Origin of the sequence: Enterovibrio makurazakiensis (assembly GCF_050336585.1) — a bacterium.
GTDB classification, from domain to species: Bacteria; Pseudomonadota; Gammaproteobacteria; order Enterobacterales; family Vibrionaceae; genus Enterovibrio; species Enterovibrio gelatinilyticus.
The window spans coordinates 87,905-103,676 of the sequence record NZ_JAKJSE010000025.1; the positions used below are offsets into that span (position 1 = coordinate 87,905).

14 protein-coding genes, 2 tRNA genes, 2 rRNA genes and 1 riboswitch are annotated in these 15,772 nt (G+C 48.3%); of the genes, 3 read left to right on the forward strand and 15 right to left on the reverse strand.

The features are described 5' to 3' along the window. Nucleotides 1-162 precede the first annotated feature (162 nt). Nucleotides 163-1,692, reverse strand: a complete 1,530-nt coding sequence (gene rmuC, locus L4D06_RS19035) for a DNA recombination protein RmuC (RefSeq protein WP_274166415.1) — start codon at nucleotides 1,690-1,692, stop codon at nucleotides 163-165. A 133-nt stretch (nucleotides 1,693-1,825) separates the two neighbouring features. On the opposite strand from rmuC, the gene L4D06_RS19040 reads away from it, so the two are divergent. Continuing rightward, a complete protein-coding gene (locus L4D06_RS19040; RefSeq protein WP_274166414.1) occupies nucleotides 1,826-2,704 on the forward strand; it encodes a DMT family transporter in 879 nt (292 codons plus the stop codon). A 9-nt stretch (nucleotides 2,705-2,713) separates the two neighbouring features. Here L4D06_RS19040 and tsrA read toward each other — a convergent pair whose 3' ends face one another. Both tsrA and L4D06_RS19050 read right to left on the reverse strand, forming a co-directional pair. After that, the gene (tsrA, locus tag L4D06_RS19045; protein ID WP_274166464.1) at nucleotides 2,714-3,004 is read right to left on the reverse strand and encodes an H-NS-like global regulator TsrA; all 291 of its coding nucleotides are present in this window, start codon (nucleotides 3,002-3,004) and stop codon (nucleotides 2,714-2,716) included. A 233-nt stretch (nucleotides 3,005-3,237) separates the two neighbouring features. Further along, nucleotides 3,238-4,434 (reverse strand): multidrug effflux MFS transporter, encoded by a 1,197-nt coding sequence (locus L4D06_RS19050; RefSeq protein ID WP_429740722.1) that lies wholly within the window; start codon nucleotides 4,432-4,434, stop codon nucleotides 3,238-3,240. Nucleotides 4,435-4,533: 99 nt separating this feature from the next. Between L4D06_RS19050 and L4D06_RS19055 the strand changes: the two genes are divergently transcribed. Then, nucleotides 4,534-5,502 (forward strand): LysR family transcriptional regulator, encoded by a 969-nt coding sequence (locus L4D06_RS19055; RefSeq protein ID WP_274166412.1) that lies wholly within the window; start codon nucleotides 4,534-4,536, stop codon nucleotides 5,500-5,502. Nucleotides 5,503-5,585: 83 nt separating this feature from the next. Continuing rightward, nucleotides 5,586-7,373, forward strand: coding sequence for an aminopeptidase P family protein (locus tag L4D06_RS19060; protein ID WP_429740723.1), 1,788 nt, complete (start codon nucleotides 5,586-5,588; stop codon nucleotides 7,371-7,373). Nucleotides 7,374-7,425: 52 nt separating this feature from the next. Here the strand turns inward: L4D06_RS19060 and thiH are convergent, their stop codons facing one another. From thiH to L4D06_RS19120, 12 genes are all read right to left on the reverse strand, one after another. Continuing rightward, nucleotides 7,426-8,538 (reverse strand): 2-iminoacetate synthase ThiH, encoded by a 1,113-nt coding sequence (gene thiH / locus L4D06_RS19065; protein ID WP_429740724.1) that lies wholly within the window; start codon nucleotides 8,536-8,538, stop codon nucleotides 7,426-7,428. 15 nt (nucleotides 8,539-8,553) lie between these two features. Continuing rightward, nucleotides 8,554-9,324 carry a thiazole synthase gene (locus L4D06_RS19070; protein WP_274166463.1) on the reverse strand — a complete coding sequence of 257 codons (771 nt, stop codon included), beginning with the start codon at nucleotides 9,322-9,324 and terminating at the stop codon, nucleotides 8,554-8,556. Nucleotides 9,325-9,326: 2 nt separating this feature from the next. Beyond that, the gene (gene thiS / locus L4D06_RS19075; protein WP_274166409.1) at nucleotides 9,327-9,527 is read right to left on the reverse strand and encodes a sulfur carrier protein ThiS; all 201 of its coding nucleotides are present in this window, start codon (nucleotides 9,525-9,527) and stop codon (nucleotides 9,327-9,329) included. Next, on the reverse strand, nucleotides 9,508-10,302 hold the full coding sequence (locus L4D06_RS19080; protein ID WP_429740725.1) for a HesA/MoeB/ThiF family protein: 795 nt from the start codon (nucleotides 10,300-10,302) through the stop codon (nucleotides 9,508-9,510). Before L4D06_RS19080 ends, thiS begins: the two co-directional genes overlap by 20 nt. Then, nucleotides 10,280-10,960 carry a thiamine phosphate synthase gene (gene thiE / locus L4D06_RS19085; RefSeq protein WP_429740726.1) on the reverse strand — a complete coding sequence of 227 codons (681 nt, stop codon included), beginning with the start codon at nucleotides 10,958-10,960 and terminating at the stop codon, nucleotides 10,280-10,282. Before thiE ends, L4D06_RS19080 begins: the two co-directional genes overlap by 23 nt. 8 nt (nucleotides 10,961-10,968) lie before the next feature. After that, the gene (gene thiC / locus L4D06_RS19090; RefSeq protein ID WP_429740727.1) at nucleotides 10,969-12,882 is read right to left on the reverse strand and encodes a phosphomethylpyrimidine synthase ThiC; all 1,914 of its coding nucleotides are present in this window, start codon (nucleotides 12,880-12,882) and stop codon (nucleotides 10,969-10,971) included. A 108-nt stretch (nucleotides 12,883-12,990) separates the two neighbouring features. Further along, nucleotides 12,991-13,089: riboswitch (TPP riboswitch) on the reverse strand. 50 nt (nucleotides 13,090-13,139) lie between these two features. Next, on the reverse strand, nucleotides 13,140-13,523 hold the full coding sequence (crcB, locus tag L4D06_RS19095) for a fluoride efflux transporter CrcB (RefSeq protein ID WP_274166405.1): 384 nt from the start codon (nucleotides 13,521-13,523) through the stop codon (nucleotides 13,140-13,142). A gap of 488 nt (nucleotides 13,524-14,011) precedes the next feature. Beyond that, nucleotides 14,012-14,088: transfer RNA gene (locus tag L4D06_RS19100), tRNA-Trp, on the reverse strand. Between the two features lie 76 nt (nucleotides 14,089-14,164). Further along, complete coding sequence (locus tag L4D06_RS19105) at nucleotides 14,165-14,305, reverse strand: hypothetical protein (RefSeq protein WP_274166404.1); 141 nt, start codon at nucleotides 14,303-14,305, stop codon at nucleotides 14,165-14,167. An 887-nt stretch (nucleotides 14,306-15,192) separates the two neighbouring features. Further along, nucleotides 15,193-15,269 (reverse strand) — tRNA-Asp (locus L4D06_RS19110). 105 nt (nucleotides 15,270-15,374) lie between these two features. Further along, nucleotides 15,375-15,490: ribosomal RNA gene (rrf, locus tag L4D06_RS19115) — 5S ribosomal RNA — on the reverse strand. Nucleotides 15,491-15,609: 119 nt separating this feature from the next. Further along, nucleotides 15,610-15,772 (reverse strand): 23S ribosomal RNA (locus L4D06_RS19120); the annotation flags it as partial.

Consider the following 15,772-nt stretch of genomic DNA (forward strand, 5'->3'; position numbering starts at 1 on the left):
CCGGGCTCGGAATATGAAGTGCCCGCTATTTTTGCGCTTAGTGTACTTTACATACTCAAACAACCACAAGACGCGTAGATCAGTGTGATGGCGACATCTTATGGTTATTTTAGTCAGCTCACACCCTGCTGTGCATGCTTGGTGTGCCAACTGTCTGTCCCGTTATTCACTGGACGTGGGCAAGGCAACATGATCGCTATGCGTTTCCGAATCGTCCGAGGTGTCTCTTTTCAACATCGCAGGGCTGATATCGCGCTTTACTTCCACCCCAAGAGATTTAAACCCTTCCACTTGGCGTAAAATATTTCCGCGCCCCGTCGAGAGCTTGTTCAATGCACTGTGGTAACTGTCGCCGGCTTTATCAAGTGCTGCGCCCAGTTGCTCCACGTCGGTGACAAACAATCGAATTTTGTCGTAAAGCTTACCCGCTCTGTCTGCAATTAAGCGTGCATTTTGGTTCTGATGCTCATAACGCCATAGGTTATTAATGGTTCTCAGTGCCACCAACAAGGTTGTCGGACTCACAAGCATAATGTTGTGATCAAGCGCTTCTCGGATCAAAGAGGGCTCTGCTTCAAGTGCAATTTGGAAAGCGGGCTCAATGGGAATGAACATTAAGACGTAGTCGAGACTCTGAATGCCATGCAACTGATGATAATCCTTTCGCCCTAGCCCACGGATGTGCGCGCGAATTGCCGCAACGTGCTCTCTCAGCGCACTGTCCCTATCAGCCATGGATTCAGCATGGAAATATCGTTCATAAGCGATGAGAGCCATCTTAGCATCCACAACCACATCTTTTTCTTGTGGTAAGCGAACGATGACATCAGGTTGATAGCGCTTGCCTTGCTCGTTTTCCAAACTCACTTGGGTTTGATATTCATACCCTTCACGCAAACCGGACTCTTCCAACACACGCGCAAGTACCACTTCACCCCAGTTGCCTTGCTGCTTATTGTCGCCTTTTAATGCCTGTGTCAGGTTGACCGCTTCGCGGGTCATGTCTTCGTTAAGCTTTTGCAGGCTTTTAATTTCGTGAATCAACGTGTGCCTTTCTTTAGCTTGCTCTCCGAAACTATCGGTCACCTGCTTATGAAAACCTTCCAGCTGGCTTTTTAGCGGCCCCAGCAAGGAGTCTAAACTTTGACGATTTTGCTCATCAACCGTGCGCGCTTTGTGATCGAAAACCTTATTCGCCAAGCTTTCAAACTGCACACGAAGGCGCTCTTCCGCACCTTCTAGCAAGCGAATCTTGGCATCCGCCGACTCTAACTGTTCTTCGGTACGGGTTTGCTGTTCATTCAATGCGAGTTCAAGTGCCGCTTTTCTTTCCCGCAGGGCATCCACTGTCTCCGCTAACTGCGTTTTTTCTTCGCGCAGGGCGTCCATCTGGCGCAATTTTTCTGCCGCGGCGGACAAACGTCCATATTGCAAACGAAGCTCTGCGCTGAGTCGGTCACGCTCTAAATCTAAGCCGTCTAACTCCTCTTGAAGTGTGCGGTTCTCGGTCTGCAAATGTTCCACCGCCGCCAAATGCAGTTTTTCGTCCGCATCTCGCTGCTGCTGATGGAGCTCTCGCAAACTACGTTGAGCCATGCGCTGATAAGTGACACACGCTATCAACGTCACTCCTGCGCTGATACCTGCCACCAGCCATATCATGCCATCTGAAAATAGGCTTTCGATCTGCATGCCCTTAACCTTTTGAATTGTGATTATTGCCTGTCTTGAAGGCTAATAAGACACTGGATAAATGTCCAGCCTTTCTGTTTAGAGGGAAGTGCTCTAGACTGCTGTTTTCCTTCTTATCAAGTAAGCATTTCTCATGAATGATCGCCTTGCGATTGGCTACGGATTGGCTGCGGTGTTGCTTTGGTCAACCGTCGCGACGGCCTTTAAAATCACACTCACCTATATGGACCCGATCCAAATGCTGGCTGCTGCCAGTGTGGTATCGGCGCTTTCCCTTGCCGCGGTTGCTGCTTGGCAAGGCACATTGAACCAATTAGCCTCAACCTTCTCTCGTCGTCCCTTGTATTATTTGATGCTTGGGCTTATCAACCCGTTCATCTATTATCTGGTGCTCTTCAAAGCCTACGATCTGTTGCCCGCATCTCTCGCGCAGCCTCTCAACTACAGTTGGGCGATCACCCTCACGCTCATGGCTGCCGTTTTTCTAGGTCAGAAAATTCGTCAACAAGATTGGATTGCTGCAGCTTTGGGTTATGCCGGTGTGGTCGTCATTGCCACTAAAGGCAATATTTTAGATTTGAACTTTGATAGCCCACTAGGAGTGGGGTTGGCGCTGCTTTCAACGCTATTGTGGGCAGGGTATTGGATTTTGAACGCGAAAAACCAAGCCGACCCCGTGATTGGGCTCTTGCTTGGTTTTATATTGTCCTTACCGTTTTCAATCGGCCTAAGCTTATACTCCAGCGATTGGAGTGGTATTCCATGGCAAGGCTGGTTGGCGGTAAGTTATGTGGGCCTATTTGAAATGGGGATCACATTCGTGCTTTGGCTCAAAGCCATGAAACTGGCCACCAATACCGCCAAGATCAGTAACCTTATCTTTATTTCGCCATTTATCTCATTGATATTACTTGCCAATATTATAGGCGAGCAAATCCACCCAACGACCTTAATCGGCTTGGTAATGATTATTGCCGGATTAGCTATCCAGCAACGAAAAACAAAGGCGTGATAAAAACAGTTAGGCGTTGCGCTGCGTTAGATATTGGCGCAGCTCTTCCACTGAAATGCCATCATCAGCAATTTCTTGTGCAAGCTCTTGAACGCGTTCACCACGGCGCTCTTCAATAATTTTATTGAACTGATGCACCAATTCACGCAATCCACTGATGGGTACTTGGCGAGCTGCACGTTGAATTCGATCTTCGCTCATACCGCTTAATTCAGTGAGAAGTTTACCAAACATCATTTTTTCAGGAGATTCGTCAAGCATCTCCAAGTGACGAGCTAATTCAAGCGTCGACATCGACATATATATACAGCCTATGGTTTTATTTTTAGGGAAAGAAATGAGGTGTTCGCACACTAAATATACTCCCTTTGCACAATAAGCAACAAAAAAATGCCCGCAGAAAATTTCTAACGGGCAAATAATTATCCATTTGTACTGTGTCAATCAGGCTCAATGCCCCTGAAAACCACCAATGTACAGATTAGGTTGTCGAGACCTTGCGCTTTTCGCGTCTTATTATTTTTATGGATTTATTAACACTCGGCGGTATGCCAGCGCTTGCCAGCAGAAGACCAAAGTAGGGCCAGTCCTGGTACAATTAACAACATATGGAACACAAGGAGATGCGGTTCAGAAAGACCCGCGCGTTGCGTCAAGCTCACCAAAATACCCGCACCACTCATTTGGAATAACCCCAACAGTGCAGCCGCCGTTCCCGCTCTCTGACCAAAAGGCTCAAGCGCTTTACCCGCTGAAGAACCCAACACCCAAGCAAAACCAAACGAAGACATAAATACAGGCACCATGAACGCCCATGCTGTTTGTGTGGAGCTCAATGCTCCCATCAAGATGCCTGCAAATACCAATATCATCATGCCAGCATTGAGCGTTTTACGACTGCCGACGGTATCCATGACTTTTGGCGTTGTCATGGATGCAAAAATATTGAGCGCGGCATTGATAGCAAACCATCCGGTGAATTGCTCCATAGACAAACCCAACCCGTTAATCAATCGCACAGGCGCCGAGGTCACATAAGCCAAAATAACAGCCATCGCCAACATACAAAGCACGGCGTGGAAGATAAACACAGGCTCTTTCAGTACTTGCCAATAACGAGATGGGCTCAACAATGCACCGCTTGAGTCAGTGTCAGCCGGACGTGTTTCGCGAAACAGGGTAAACACCAACACCAAAGCAACGATGGCATAGCCCATCATGAAGCTGAAGTTTGAGCGCCAGCCAAACTGTGCCGTTAGCCAACTGCCCAGCAAAGGTGCTAGCGCGGGAATAAAACAAATAGCGCCATTTAGGTAGCTGATCATCTGTCCACTTCGCTTTCCACCGAAGCTATCGCGTACCGCTGCAAACGCACACACCGAGGTTGCACATGCACCCAGACCTTGCAGCAATCGAGCGATTAACAACGCATCCAGTGATGATGCAATCCAAGCCATTGCGGAGCTTGCGGCGTAGATAGTGATCCCGACCAAGGCGACAGGTCGACGTCCAAAGCGATCAGCCAATGGGCCTGCCAACAACTGCCCCATGCCTAAACTCACCATAAACCAAGAGATAGTGTCTTGAATACGCGTAGGAACAACGTCAAATTCTGTGGCCATGATTGGCATGGCAGGCAAATAGATATCAATAGCCAGTGGGCTAAACAGTACAAGCAGTACCATCAAAGCGACCAAGCGACTATCAGGTTTTGAAGAAGGGATGGACATAAAGGACTCCTGATAAATTACCGCGCAGTGTAGTCTTGTTTTGATATGAATAAAAATGGCATATTGTCAGGTCAAACATTCCCCCATGGAATATCACAAATGAACTTAAATCGACTCCTCAGATATGATTTCAATTTACTGATTTGTCTCTATGTTTTGCTCGAAGAGTGCAATGTCACTCGGGCGGCTCAACGCCTAAACCTCAGCCAATCTGCTGTCAGCAAGAACCTGTCAAAGCTGAGGGAGCAGTTTGACGACCCGCTATTCAATCGCACGTCACGAGGGTTGCACCCCACAGCAAAAGCGCAGTCATTAAAGCCAGGCCTAAAGACACTGTTAAGTCATATTGAAGGGTTAACCGTGTCCGATGACTTCCACCCTGCCACCAGCGATCGTCGCTTTCATTTCGCCTTGGTTGAAAGTGCCTATCCGCTGCTGCTGCCTCGATTTTTGGGAGAAATACTGGATGCAGCGCCTTCCATCACACTGGATACAGAAGCATGGGGCGCAGGCACCTTTGATGCGATGGCTCGAGGAGAGGTGGACTTTGGCATTACTGGCAAAGATTTGAACCCTGCCGATGCCATGCTCACCCTAATGCCACCCAAAGGCATTGTTTATGAAGAACTTTATCAAGACCATCAAAAAGTGATTGTACGTAGAGATCATCCATTGCTCTCTCGGCCTTGGGACTTGGACCGTTACCTTAAGCAGCGCCACATACAGGTTCGTTGCGATGGCAGCGACCGATGGTTACTCGACTATAAACTGGCAGAGCGCGGGCTTGAACGAGATATCGCAATGTATGTCCCAGACTTCAACAGCGCTGCGAGTTTATGTACACACACAGATCTGATTTTTACCGCCCCCTCTCACTTTGCTCATGCTGCTGCGAAGCAGTTAGATCTCGTCGTAACAACCTTACCAGAGCCTCTTCCTCCGATGGCATATACGCTATTTTGGCATCAAAGTCAGGAATCCGATCCTGGCCATCGTTGGCTTAGACAGCTAATAATATCGCGCTGTAGACATATGACAGAAATTGCAGCGACCGAGGAAAACAAGTAGGTTAGAGGATTGAGGTGACCACATTCACCCCATGCTTTTTTGAACAATACGATCAATGAGAACAGATAAGAATAGGACGAAAAATGCACGCCAATTACGCTGAACGTGTCGACGCATTACGACGCTGGCTGGAAGAACAAGCACTGGATGCGCTGGTTATTCCACATGAAGACGAATTTCTTGGAGAATATATTCCTGCCCACAATGAACGTCTTCACTGGGCCACCGGTTTCACTGGCTCGGCAGGTGCTGCCGTCATCACCCGCGATAATGCGGCCATGTTTGTCGATGGACGCTACACCGTGCAGGTGCGCAAACAAGTTCCGGGTGACATTTTTGAATACCGTCATTTGATTGAAGAGCCTGCATTACAATGGCTGCTCACTAACCTGCCACAAGGCAGCAAGGTCGCTATCGACGCGCGTCTTCACAGTGCAAACTGGTTAGCCAACGCGAAGCAAGCCGTCGAAGGAAAGATCAACCTCATCACCATCGATAGCAATCCCATTGATACGTTGTGGCATGACCGCCCAGCACCTTTGCTCACTCAGGCTCGCTTGATGGGCAATGACATCGTCGGTCAAAGCAGTGCTGATAAACGAGCGAAAATCGGTCAAGCACTCACACAAGCTGGCACCGATGCTGCATTGCTTAGCCAGCTAGATAGCATTTGCTGGTTGTTAAATATTCGCGGGGGCGATGTGTCTCGTCTTCCTGTACTGCTCTCTACCGCCATCGTTGAAGCCAACGGCAATGTCACGTTGTTTATCGACCCGAACCGCCTACCTGAAGCGTTCTCGGCCCACGTCGGCGCAGGCGTGAGCATTCAATCGCCTGACGCATTGGCGTCATCTCTGGCTGGCTTTGGCGGAAAAACCGTCTTGGTCGACCCGCAAACCAGTAATGCTTGGGCGAGTGAAGTTCTTGCTAACAACGGCGCGTGTATCGTGCATGCCACGGACCCATGCATGCTCCCGAAAGCGGCGAAGAACCCAGTCGAGATTGCGGGTATGAAAGCCAGCCATGTTCGAGATGGTGTGGCAGTGAGTCGTTTCCTCGCTTGGTTGGATGCGCAGGTTAATGCCAACAACCTCCCTAACGAAGCCGAACTCTCTGACAAGCTCTATCAGTTCCGTGAACTCGATGAGACACTGGCAGATCTAAGCTTCGACACTATCTCTGCTGCAGGCGGAAACGCAGCGATGTGCCACTACAACCACCTCAACCAACCTAAGCCGGGCGAACTTGAGATCAACAATGTTTATCTGGTGGATTCAGGCGGTCAGTATCCTGATGGCACCACAGACATCACGCGAACTATAGCTATTGGTGAATGTGCCGACGACGTGAAGCAAGCCTTCACACTAGTGTTGAAAGGTCATATTGCGCTCACCACGGCACGCTTCCCGAAAGGAACAGCCGGCAGCCAATTGGATGCACTGGCTCGCCAATATCTATGGGCGCATGGGTTTGACTACGACCACGGAACCGGACACGGTGTTGGTCATTTCCTGAGTGTTCACGAAGGCCCTCAGCGCATCGCTAAAGCGCCAAATACCGTCGCATTATTGCCAGGCATGGTGCTATCAAATGAGCCAGGCTACTACCGTGCTGATGCATTTGGTATCCGCATCGAAAACCTTGAACTAGTGGTGGAGGTACCGACGCAAGGCGACATGAGCATGCTAGGTTTCGAGTCACTGACTCGTGCTCCGATTGATCGTCGTTTGGTGGATATCACTCTACTGACAGACAGCGAGATCGCATGGTGGAACGATTACCACCAGAAGGTATGGACAGACATCAGCCCAAGCTTGGAAGGCTACGACTTAGCATGGCTAGAACAGGCCACGGCACCGTTGTCTCGATAAGTTCAGCAAAAGAAAAAGGCTCCTCGGAGCCTTTTTTAATTATCGATTCTTGCTAGCCCGAATACCCAACTTGCCAATCTTTCCACACCACATCAAAACCCGCCTGTTTAACCGCACTGGCAACCTCTTGGGCGCTGCGCTCATCGGATACCGCAAACTGCTCAAGTTCGGGTTCATCGTCTGCATATCCTCCCGGTTGCGTTTTCGATGCCGCTGACATCGAGGTAATACCAAGCGGTAGCACTTTGTCACGAAACGCGGGAGACTCTCTTGTCGATAAAGACAGCTCTACTTCAGGGTTAAACAAACGATATGCGCAAATCAACTGTACTAACTGTCTATCTGTCATCACAGATTTTGGTTGAACAGCACCTTCGCACGGTCGTAAGCGTGGAAAGGAAATGGAATACCGACTACGCCAATACGTTTGCTCCAAATAATCGAGATGACTGGCGGCAAAAAAACAATCTGTACGCCACTCATCAAGCCCAATCAAAGCGCCAATACCGATTTTATCTACGCCAGCTCGAGCTAAACGATCGGGAGTGTCCAAACGATACGCAAAGTCTGTTTTGTTTCCACGAAGGTGGTGCTCTGCGTACGTCGAGCGATTATAGGTTTCTTGGTACACCATGACGGCATCCAACCCTAGCCCTTTCAATTCCGCATATTCCATTTCAGCCAAGGGCTGCACTTCCATCGCCAGATAACTAAAGTGCTGCTTGATAGCTGGAATAGCTTCCCGAAAGTACGCCATCCCCACCTTGGTTTGATGCTCGCCCGTCACCAGCAGAATGCTATCAAAACGCATCTGTTTTATTGCGTCACATTCGCGCTGGATTTCATCCAATGACAAGGTGCGACGCTTAATGCGGTTTTCCATTGAAAAGCCACAATAGGTACACGCATTCGCACATAGATTGGAGAGGTACAAGGGCACATAGAAATTAACGGTATAGCCGAAGCGACGTCGCGTCATCACGTCAGCTTGTTGCGCCATTTGCTCAAGAAAAGGCTCAGCCGCTGGTGATATCAACGCCTTAAAGTCTTCAAGGTCGCGTTTGGGCTTCGCTAACGCTCGGCTAACATCACCCGCCGTTTTGCTATAGATGGAAAGTCGAATGTCATCCCAGCTTAAGGTTTTCCAATGTTCAGAAAAGCTCATCATCCCTCCTGAACATTATGCCAGTTCATCGAGAAAAGCGGTCAAAGGGCTAGACGCAACAGCGTGTTGTACCTTGCCAGCTAACCCCGCTTCATACGCCATTCGTCCGCTTTCTACCGCAAGCTTGAATGCACGCGCCATGGCAACCGGATTAGCTGCAGCGGCAATTGCTGTATTCACCAATACTGCATCAGCCCCTTTTTCCATGGCAAAGGCAGCATGAGACGGCGCGCCTATCCCAGCATCAACTACCACGGGTACTCGTGCTTGGTCGATAATGATATCGAGAAAATCACCCGAGACTAATCCCTTGTTACTTCCAATTGGCGCCCCTAAAGGCATGACAGCGGCACAGCCCACTTCCTCTAATCGCTTGCACAACACGGGATCAGCATGACAATACGGAAGAACAACAAAGCCTTCTTGCACCAACTGCTCCGCAGCTTTTAACGTTTCGATGGGATCTGGCATCAAGTATTTTGGATCAGGATGGATTTCCAACTTGAGCCAATGAGTACCGAGAGCTTCTCGCGCTAAACGTGCTGCAAAAACGGCCTCTTTCGCTGTTTTCGCTCCCGAGGTGTTCGGTAACAAATGGATACCAGACGCAATAAGAGGCGCAAGAATGTCATCATCACGGTTGGTGATATCAACGCGCTTCAGTGCCATGGTGACGAGCTCAGAACCGCTTTCTGAAATACTCTTCGCCATAACAGAGGTTCCGGAAAACTTCCCAGTCCCAGTAAATAGGCGAGATGAAAAGACTTTATCAGCAATGGTTAACATCATTATCCTCCAGCAATCGCCTGAAATATGGAAATCTGAATGCCTTCAGTTAAAGGCGTGTGTTGCCATTGGTGGCGAGGGACAATGTCACCCTCAATCGCCACCGCCACTGATTGCTCAGGTAACGCCAGTTCAGCTATCAGTGCCTTAAGTTGAATTGCGTCTTTTATGACGTAGGCATTGTCATTGAGCCAAATTTTCATCAAAGACCTCCTGCTGTTGAGCCTGACAAACCAAGCATTCCGTTTCACGAGGAATTGTCATTGCACGTAGTGACAAAGATTTTCCATCAAATTGGTAGAAGCGCGTCAGCGGCTTTTCTGATTGGGTAAGATATTTCAAGGTTTCAAGCGCTTGAAGGTTACCCATTATTCCTACCACCGGCCCAACAACCCCCGCACTTTGGCAATTTCGCACAGGAGTATCACTCGTTTCTGGAAACAAACAGTGGTAGCAAGGTGTCGCATTATCAGCAAAATCGAACACCATCAGCTGCCCACTCCAGCCAATGGCTGCGCCAGCAATTAGCGGCGTGTTCGATGCTACACAGGCTTGGTTCACGGCTTGGCGTGTTTCCATATTGTCACAGCAATCGAGCACAATATCTGCCAAAGAAATTTCCAATGTCAGTACCTTGCCTGACAAACGGCGTTCAACGGCTCGGGGTGAAACCAGAGGGTTAAGCGCCATCAATTGTGTTGCGAGCGCCTTTGCTTTCCCTTCACCAATATCCGTGTCGCGATAGGCTATCTGACGAGGAAGGTTTGAGCGTTCCACTTTATCGTCGTCAGCCAGCACAAGTTGACCTATACCTGCCCCAGCAAGATAAAGGCTTGCAGCTGTACCTAACCCACCACAGCCAACAACCAACACCTTGGCATTCGTCAGCTGTTTTTGCGCCTGCTCCCCCCAATCAGGAAGCATGATTTGACGGCTATATCGATCAAACGCTTGATCAGACAAAGGTAGTGCGTTCATTTCGCGCATCCTCTGTCAGAACTTCCGCAAATGCCTGTAAGGTCGCCGCTAAGTCATTCGATTGGGTAACCGCTCGAACTACGGCAATAGCATCAACACCGGAGCGCCAAACATCGGCAGCTACCGAGAGGTCAATCCCACCAATGGCGACCGTAGGAAATCGACCACTGACCGTTTGTAGATGTGTTTTCAACTGATTCACACCTTGAGGCGGTGTTGGCATTTGCTTGGTCGGTGTTGGAAAGATATGCCCAATCGCGAGATAACTCGGGGTCAGTGACATCGCGATATCTAGTTCATCTGCCGTGCGCGTCGACAAACCAAGCCTTATCCCTGCTTTGGCGATTGCATTAAGATCCGCAGAAAGAAGATCATCTTGGCCAAGGTGAATACCATAGGCACCAGCAGCAAGCGCTTTTTCCCAATGATCATTGATAAATACCTGCGCATTACACAACCTGCCGCACTTAACTGCCTCTTCAATCATGGTGCTTAGATTTGGGTGATTTGCATCTTTCACACGAAGTTGGACGGTACGCACACCAAACGCTAATAGTCGTTTGAGCAACGCAATATCATCAACAACAGGATAAAGAGGGCCTATGCCCTCATTCATCCTTGCGAAAGATAAATTCTTCAACAAGGTAGGAGTAGTCATCGCTCCTCCTACGCTTTTTGATGGTAAAGTTCGCTACCCTTGGCTAAGAACTCCGCAGATTTTTGCTTCATTCCTTCTAGCGGATCGTCCAGCATTTTTACTTCAATTGCGTCACCAAGCTCTTGATTCTTGGCGTACTCCCTCACTTCTTGGCTGATCTTCATCGAGCAAAATTTCGGGCCACACATTGAACAGAAATGCGCGACTTTCCCTGACTCTTGGGGAAGCGTTTCATCGTGATAAGCACGAGCGGTATCAGGGTCGAGTGCGAGATTAAACTGATCTTCCCAGCGGAACTCGAAGCGAGCTTTAGACAGCGCATTGTCTCTCACTTGAGCGCCAGGGTGACCTTTCGCCAAGTCAGCAGCATGTGCGCACAGCTTATAGGTAATAAGCCCCACTTTAACGTCATCTTTGTTGGGCAAACCAAGGTGCTCCTTCGGGGTCACATAACAAAGCATTGCACAGCCAAACCAACCGATCATGGCCGCGCCAATACCTGAAGTGATGTGATCGTAGCCCGGTGCGATGTCTGTGGTAAGAGGCCCAAGGGTGTAGAAAGGCGCTTCATGGCAATGCTCAAGCTGCTCGTCCATGTTTTCTTTGATCATGTGCATCGGCACATGTCCCGGCCCTTCAATCATGACCTGAACATCGTATTCCCAGGCTACCTTAGTCAGCTCACCCAAGGTGCGAAGTTCAGAGAATTGCGCTTCGTCATTTGCATCTGCGATCGACCCAGGTCGTAACCCGTCACCAAGCGATAGGGCGACATCATATTGCGCACAAATTTCACAGATTTCTCGGAAATGTGTGTAAAGGAAGCTTTCGGTATGGTGAGCAAGGCACCACTTCGCAATGATAGAGCCACCGCGAGAAACAATGCCAGTCACTCGTTTTGCGGTCATAGGAACATAGCGTAGCAGCACACCAGCGTGGATAGTGAAGTAATCAACGCCTTGCTCAGCTTGCTCAATAAGCGTGTCTCTCATCACTTCCCATGTCAGATCCTCAGCTACACCATTGACCTTCTCTAACGCTTGATACATTGGCACGGTGCCAATAGGCACTGGGCTGTTACGTAAAATCCACTCGCGAGTTTCGTGAATATTTCGCCCTGTAGAAAGATCCATCACAGTATCGCCACCCCAACGCGTCGACCACACCAACTTCTCCGTTTCTTCTTCGATAGAAGAGCTCACCGACGAGTTACCGATATTTGCATTCACCTTCACCAAAAAGTTTCGGCCAATGATCATCGGCTCTGATTCTGGGTGGTTGATGTTTGAAGGAATAATGGCGCGACCTTCCGCGACTTCTTTACGAACAAATTCTGGCGTGATTTCTTTGGGTAAGTTTGCTCCGAAGTTTTGACCTGGGTGTTGACGGTTAAGCTGCTCATCGGAATAAGTTGGGTTACCCATGTTCTCGCGTATCGCTATATATTCCATCTCAGGCGTGATGATCCCTTGGCGCGCATAGTGTAGCTGTGTCACGCAATGCCCATTCTTGGCACGACGTACGCTCGGTAATTGACCAAAACGCAGTTCATCTAAGGTGTCATCATCTAGACGAATTTGGGCAAACTCTGAAGTAACTTTATCGAGCAGCTCCGTGTCTGAACGCTCTTCAATCCAACGCTCACGAAGTTTCGGTAAACCAGAGTAAATATCGATGTCATAACTCGGGTCGGTATAAACACCAGAAGTATCATAGACTCGAACAGCTTCGTTATCTTCAAACTGAGGGTTTTTCTTGTCTCCACCTATAAGGCTTGGCGCCAAAGAGATTTCGCGCATACCAACACGAATATCAGGGCGAGAGCCTTCTACATGGATTTTCTGAGAATTAGGGAAAGGTTGTACCGACAGGTTGTCGATAAAGGTTTTTGCATCATTTCTAGATTGTTTACGACTCGACATAGCATTACTCCAAATATTGTGGGAATAAATGCTTGCCGGATTGGCTCTGCAAGAGTTTGATTGCTCAAAAATACACCTATCTGAAAAATAGATATACCTACGGCATTAATGTTTGCTTCTCTTGTTTCCTTCGCAGGTATTAGCCTGATCAGGTTCAACGGATCCCGCTTTCGCGGTCTCAGCCAAATGGCACTCCGACAAGTATTAGCCAGCAGTATAGGTAATCGAATCAACCATCTCAACCTCAGAGTCTGTGACTAACTGCGCATTAATAGCTGAAAACCTGCCCAAGCAGCAAAAATACAAACCACTACATTCAACACAATGTTAAGCCCCATTTTGAACCACTCCCCCTGCTGAAGAAGTAAAACGTTGTCCATGGAGAATGTTGAAAAAGTTGTTAAGGCGCCAAGAAAGCCAAGGCCAACAAGGTGTCGCCAAGGACCCGGGCCAAACGTTTCTTGTTCCAATGCAGCAACGAGCACGCCCATTATCAAGGAACCAATAATGTTCACAACCAGCGTCCCGTATGGAAATCCGCGTCCTAGTAAAATCGCGCAAAGCTCAGAAATGAGATAACGAGAACATGCGCCAGTCGCACCACCAATGGCAATATAGAAAAGCAAAACTGCTTGATTCATGGCATCAACCACTTTTATTGATTAAAAAGTGGAAACAGGATACGCCCAATAGAAGCCAAGTGCGATGGCTGGATCAGGATATAAAAAGGATCATTCAGAAAAAGCGACTTAAACGAAAAAGACTCCAACATTTCTGCCGGGACGCGCAGTCTAGAGCATGAAAGTGGAAGGGGTGGAGAGATTTGACCGGGCTGGCGTTCCAGCTCCCAACATCCCTTTTCAAAAGTGACAGATATGAAAAAGCCCCGACATTGCTGTCGAGGCTTTAAATGTGGCAGGGGTGGAGAGATTCGACCGGGCTGGCGCTCCAGCTCCCAACATCACTTTTCAAAAGTGACAGATACGAAAAAGCCCCGACATTGCTGTCGAGGCTTTAAATATGGCAGGGGTGGAGAGATTCGACCGGGCTGGCGTTCCAGCTCCCAACATCACTATTCAAAAGTGACAGATACGAAAAAGCCCCGACATTGCTGTCGAGGCTTTAAATGTGGCAGGGGTGGAGAGATTCGAACTCCCAACACGCGGATTTGGAATCCGCTGCTCTGCCAATTGGAGCTACACCCCTATATGAACGCCATTTTAACGAGAATAAGATAAATAGCTAGGGATTAATGCCAACACGAGCGCTAAGTGCTCAGTAATTATGCTAAATCATGTTTTTCGGCTTGATTCTGTTTGTATTTATTAAAAACCAACAGACCAATCAATGCAGGTCCAGCAACAGCCATAGCAACGGCGGTGCATAACAATGTCATTTGAAGTAACGCTGATAAATCATTCATTGCAATGACTCTCCAAACCAATAAATGTGAGATGCATAATACCGAGATGGTATAAAAAATAATTCTTAATAGTAAGAACACGTATCGATCAAGTTAACATTTACATCGTTTAATACGTAATAAATCAACATTGATCATCAAATGTATAAATAATCATACATTAAGTATTAGCCTTACCAATCTTATAAATCAAATTGTTAATAAGCAATTCGTTAAAAAATACAATGAGAGTTGTTCAAAATTGCCTAAGTGAATCGACAGCACTTCCCAAACAAAGTCTAGAACCCAATTTTTCGTTTACACCAGGCTAGAAAGATAAGCGCAGGAACATGCACTACTCACTAAAACGAGATAAATAAGACACAAAGAATGGGGAAATTTAGACAACAAAAGCGTGAAAAAAAGGTCAATACATGACGATCAGGGAAGATCTCGAATCTCAATTAACACTTCAGGGGAATCAATTAGAAGGCGAGTAAGCGTCTTTTCAATATGCTACAGACGATAAAAAGCCCCGCTATTGCTAGCGAGGCTTCTTAATAAATGGCGGAACGGCCGGGGGCGCGCACGTCCGGGACTCAAGCCGAAGGCTCGTGAGAGTCCRTCTACAAAACCTACAAACGATAAAAAGCCCCGCTATTACTAGCGAGGCTTCTTAATAAATGGCCGCGCTCGTCCGGGACTCAAGCCGAAGGCTCGTGAGAGTCCATTGACAAAACCCTCAGACGATAAAAAGCCCCGCTATTGCTAGCGAGGCTTCTTAATAAATGGCGGAACGGCYGGGGGCGCGCWCGTCCGGGACTCAAGCCGAAGGCTCGTGAGAGTCCATTGACAAAACCCTCAGACGATAAAAAGCCCCGCTATTGCTAGCGAGGCTTYTTAATAAATGGCGGAGCGGACGGGACTCGAACCCGCGACCCCCGGCGTGACAGGCCGGTATTCTAACCAACTGAACTACCGCTCCACACGGTGATAAACAGTGTCCTGTCTATCCGATACATGTCGTTCAACTCATGTATCTAATCTTTTTGCCTTCATCTTTTCTTAAAAAGACGAAAACGAATTTGAAGCCTGGCGATGTCCTACTCTCACATGGGGAGACCCCACACTACCATCGGCGCTGTTACGTTTCACTACTGAGTTCGGCATGGGATCAGGTGGGTCCATAACGCTATGGCCGCCAAGCAAATTTTGTTGTGTTTCCCGCTCATCGCGAAAAACTAAAATCTGGGAAATAATCTGACTAGCTTCTCTTACACATTCAATGTTCTACTTTGAGTCCGCTAAAACCCCTTGGGTGTTGTATGGTTAAGCCTCACGGGCAATTAGTATCAGTTAGCTCAACGCCTCGCAGCGCTTACACACCTGACCTATCTACGTCGTAGTCTTCAACAACCCTTTAGAGACCTTAAAGGTCTAGGGATGACTCATCTTGAGGCTCGCTTCGCGCTTAGATGCTTTCAGCGC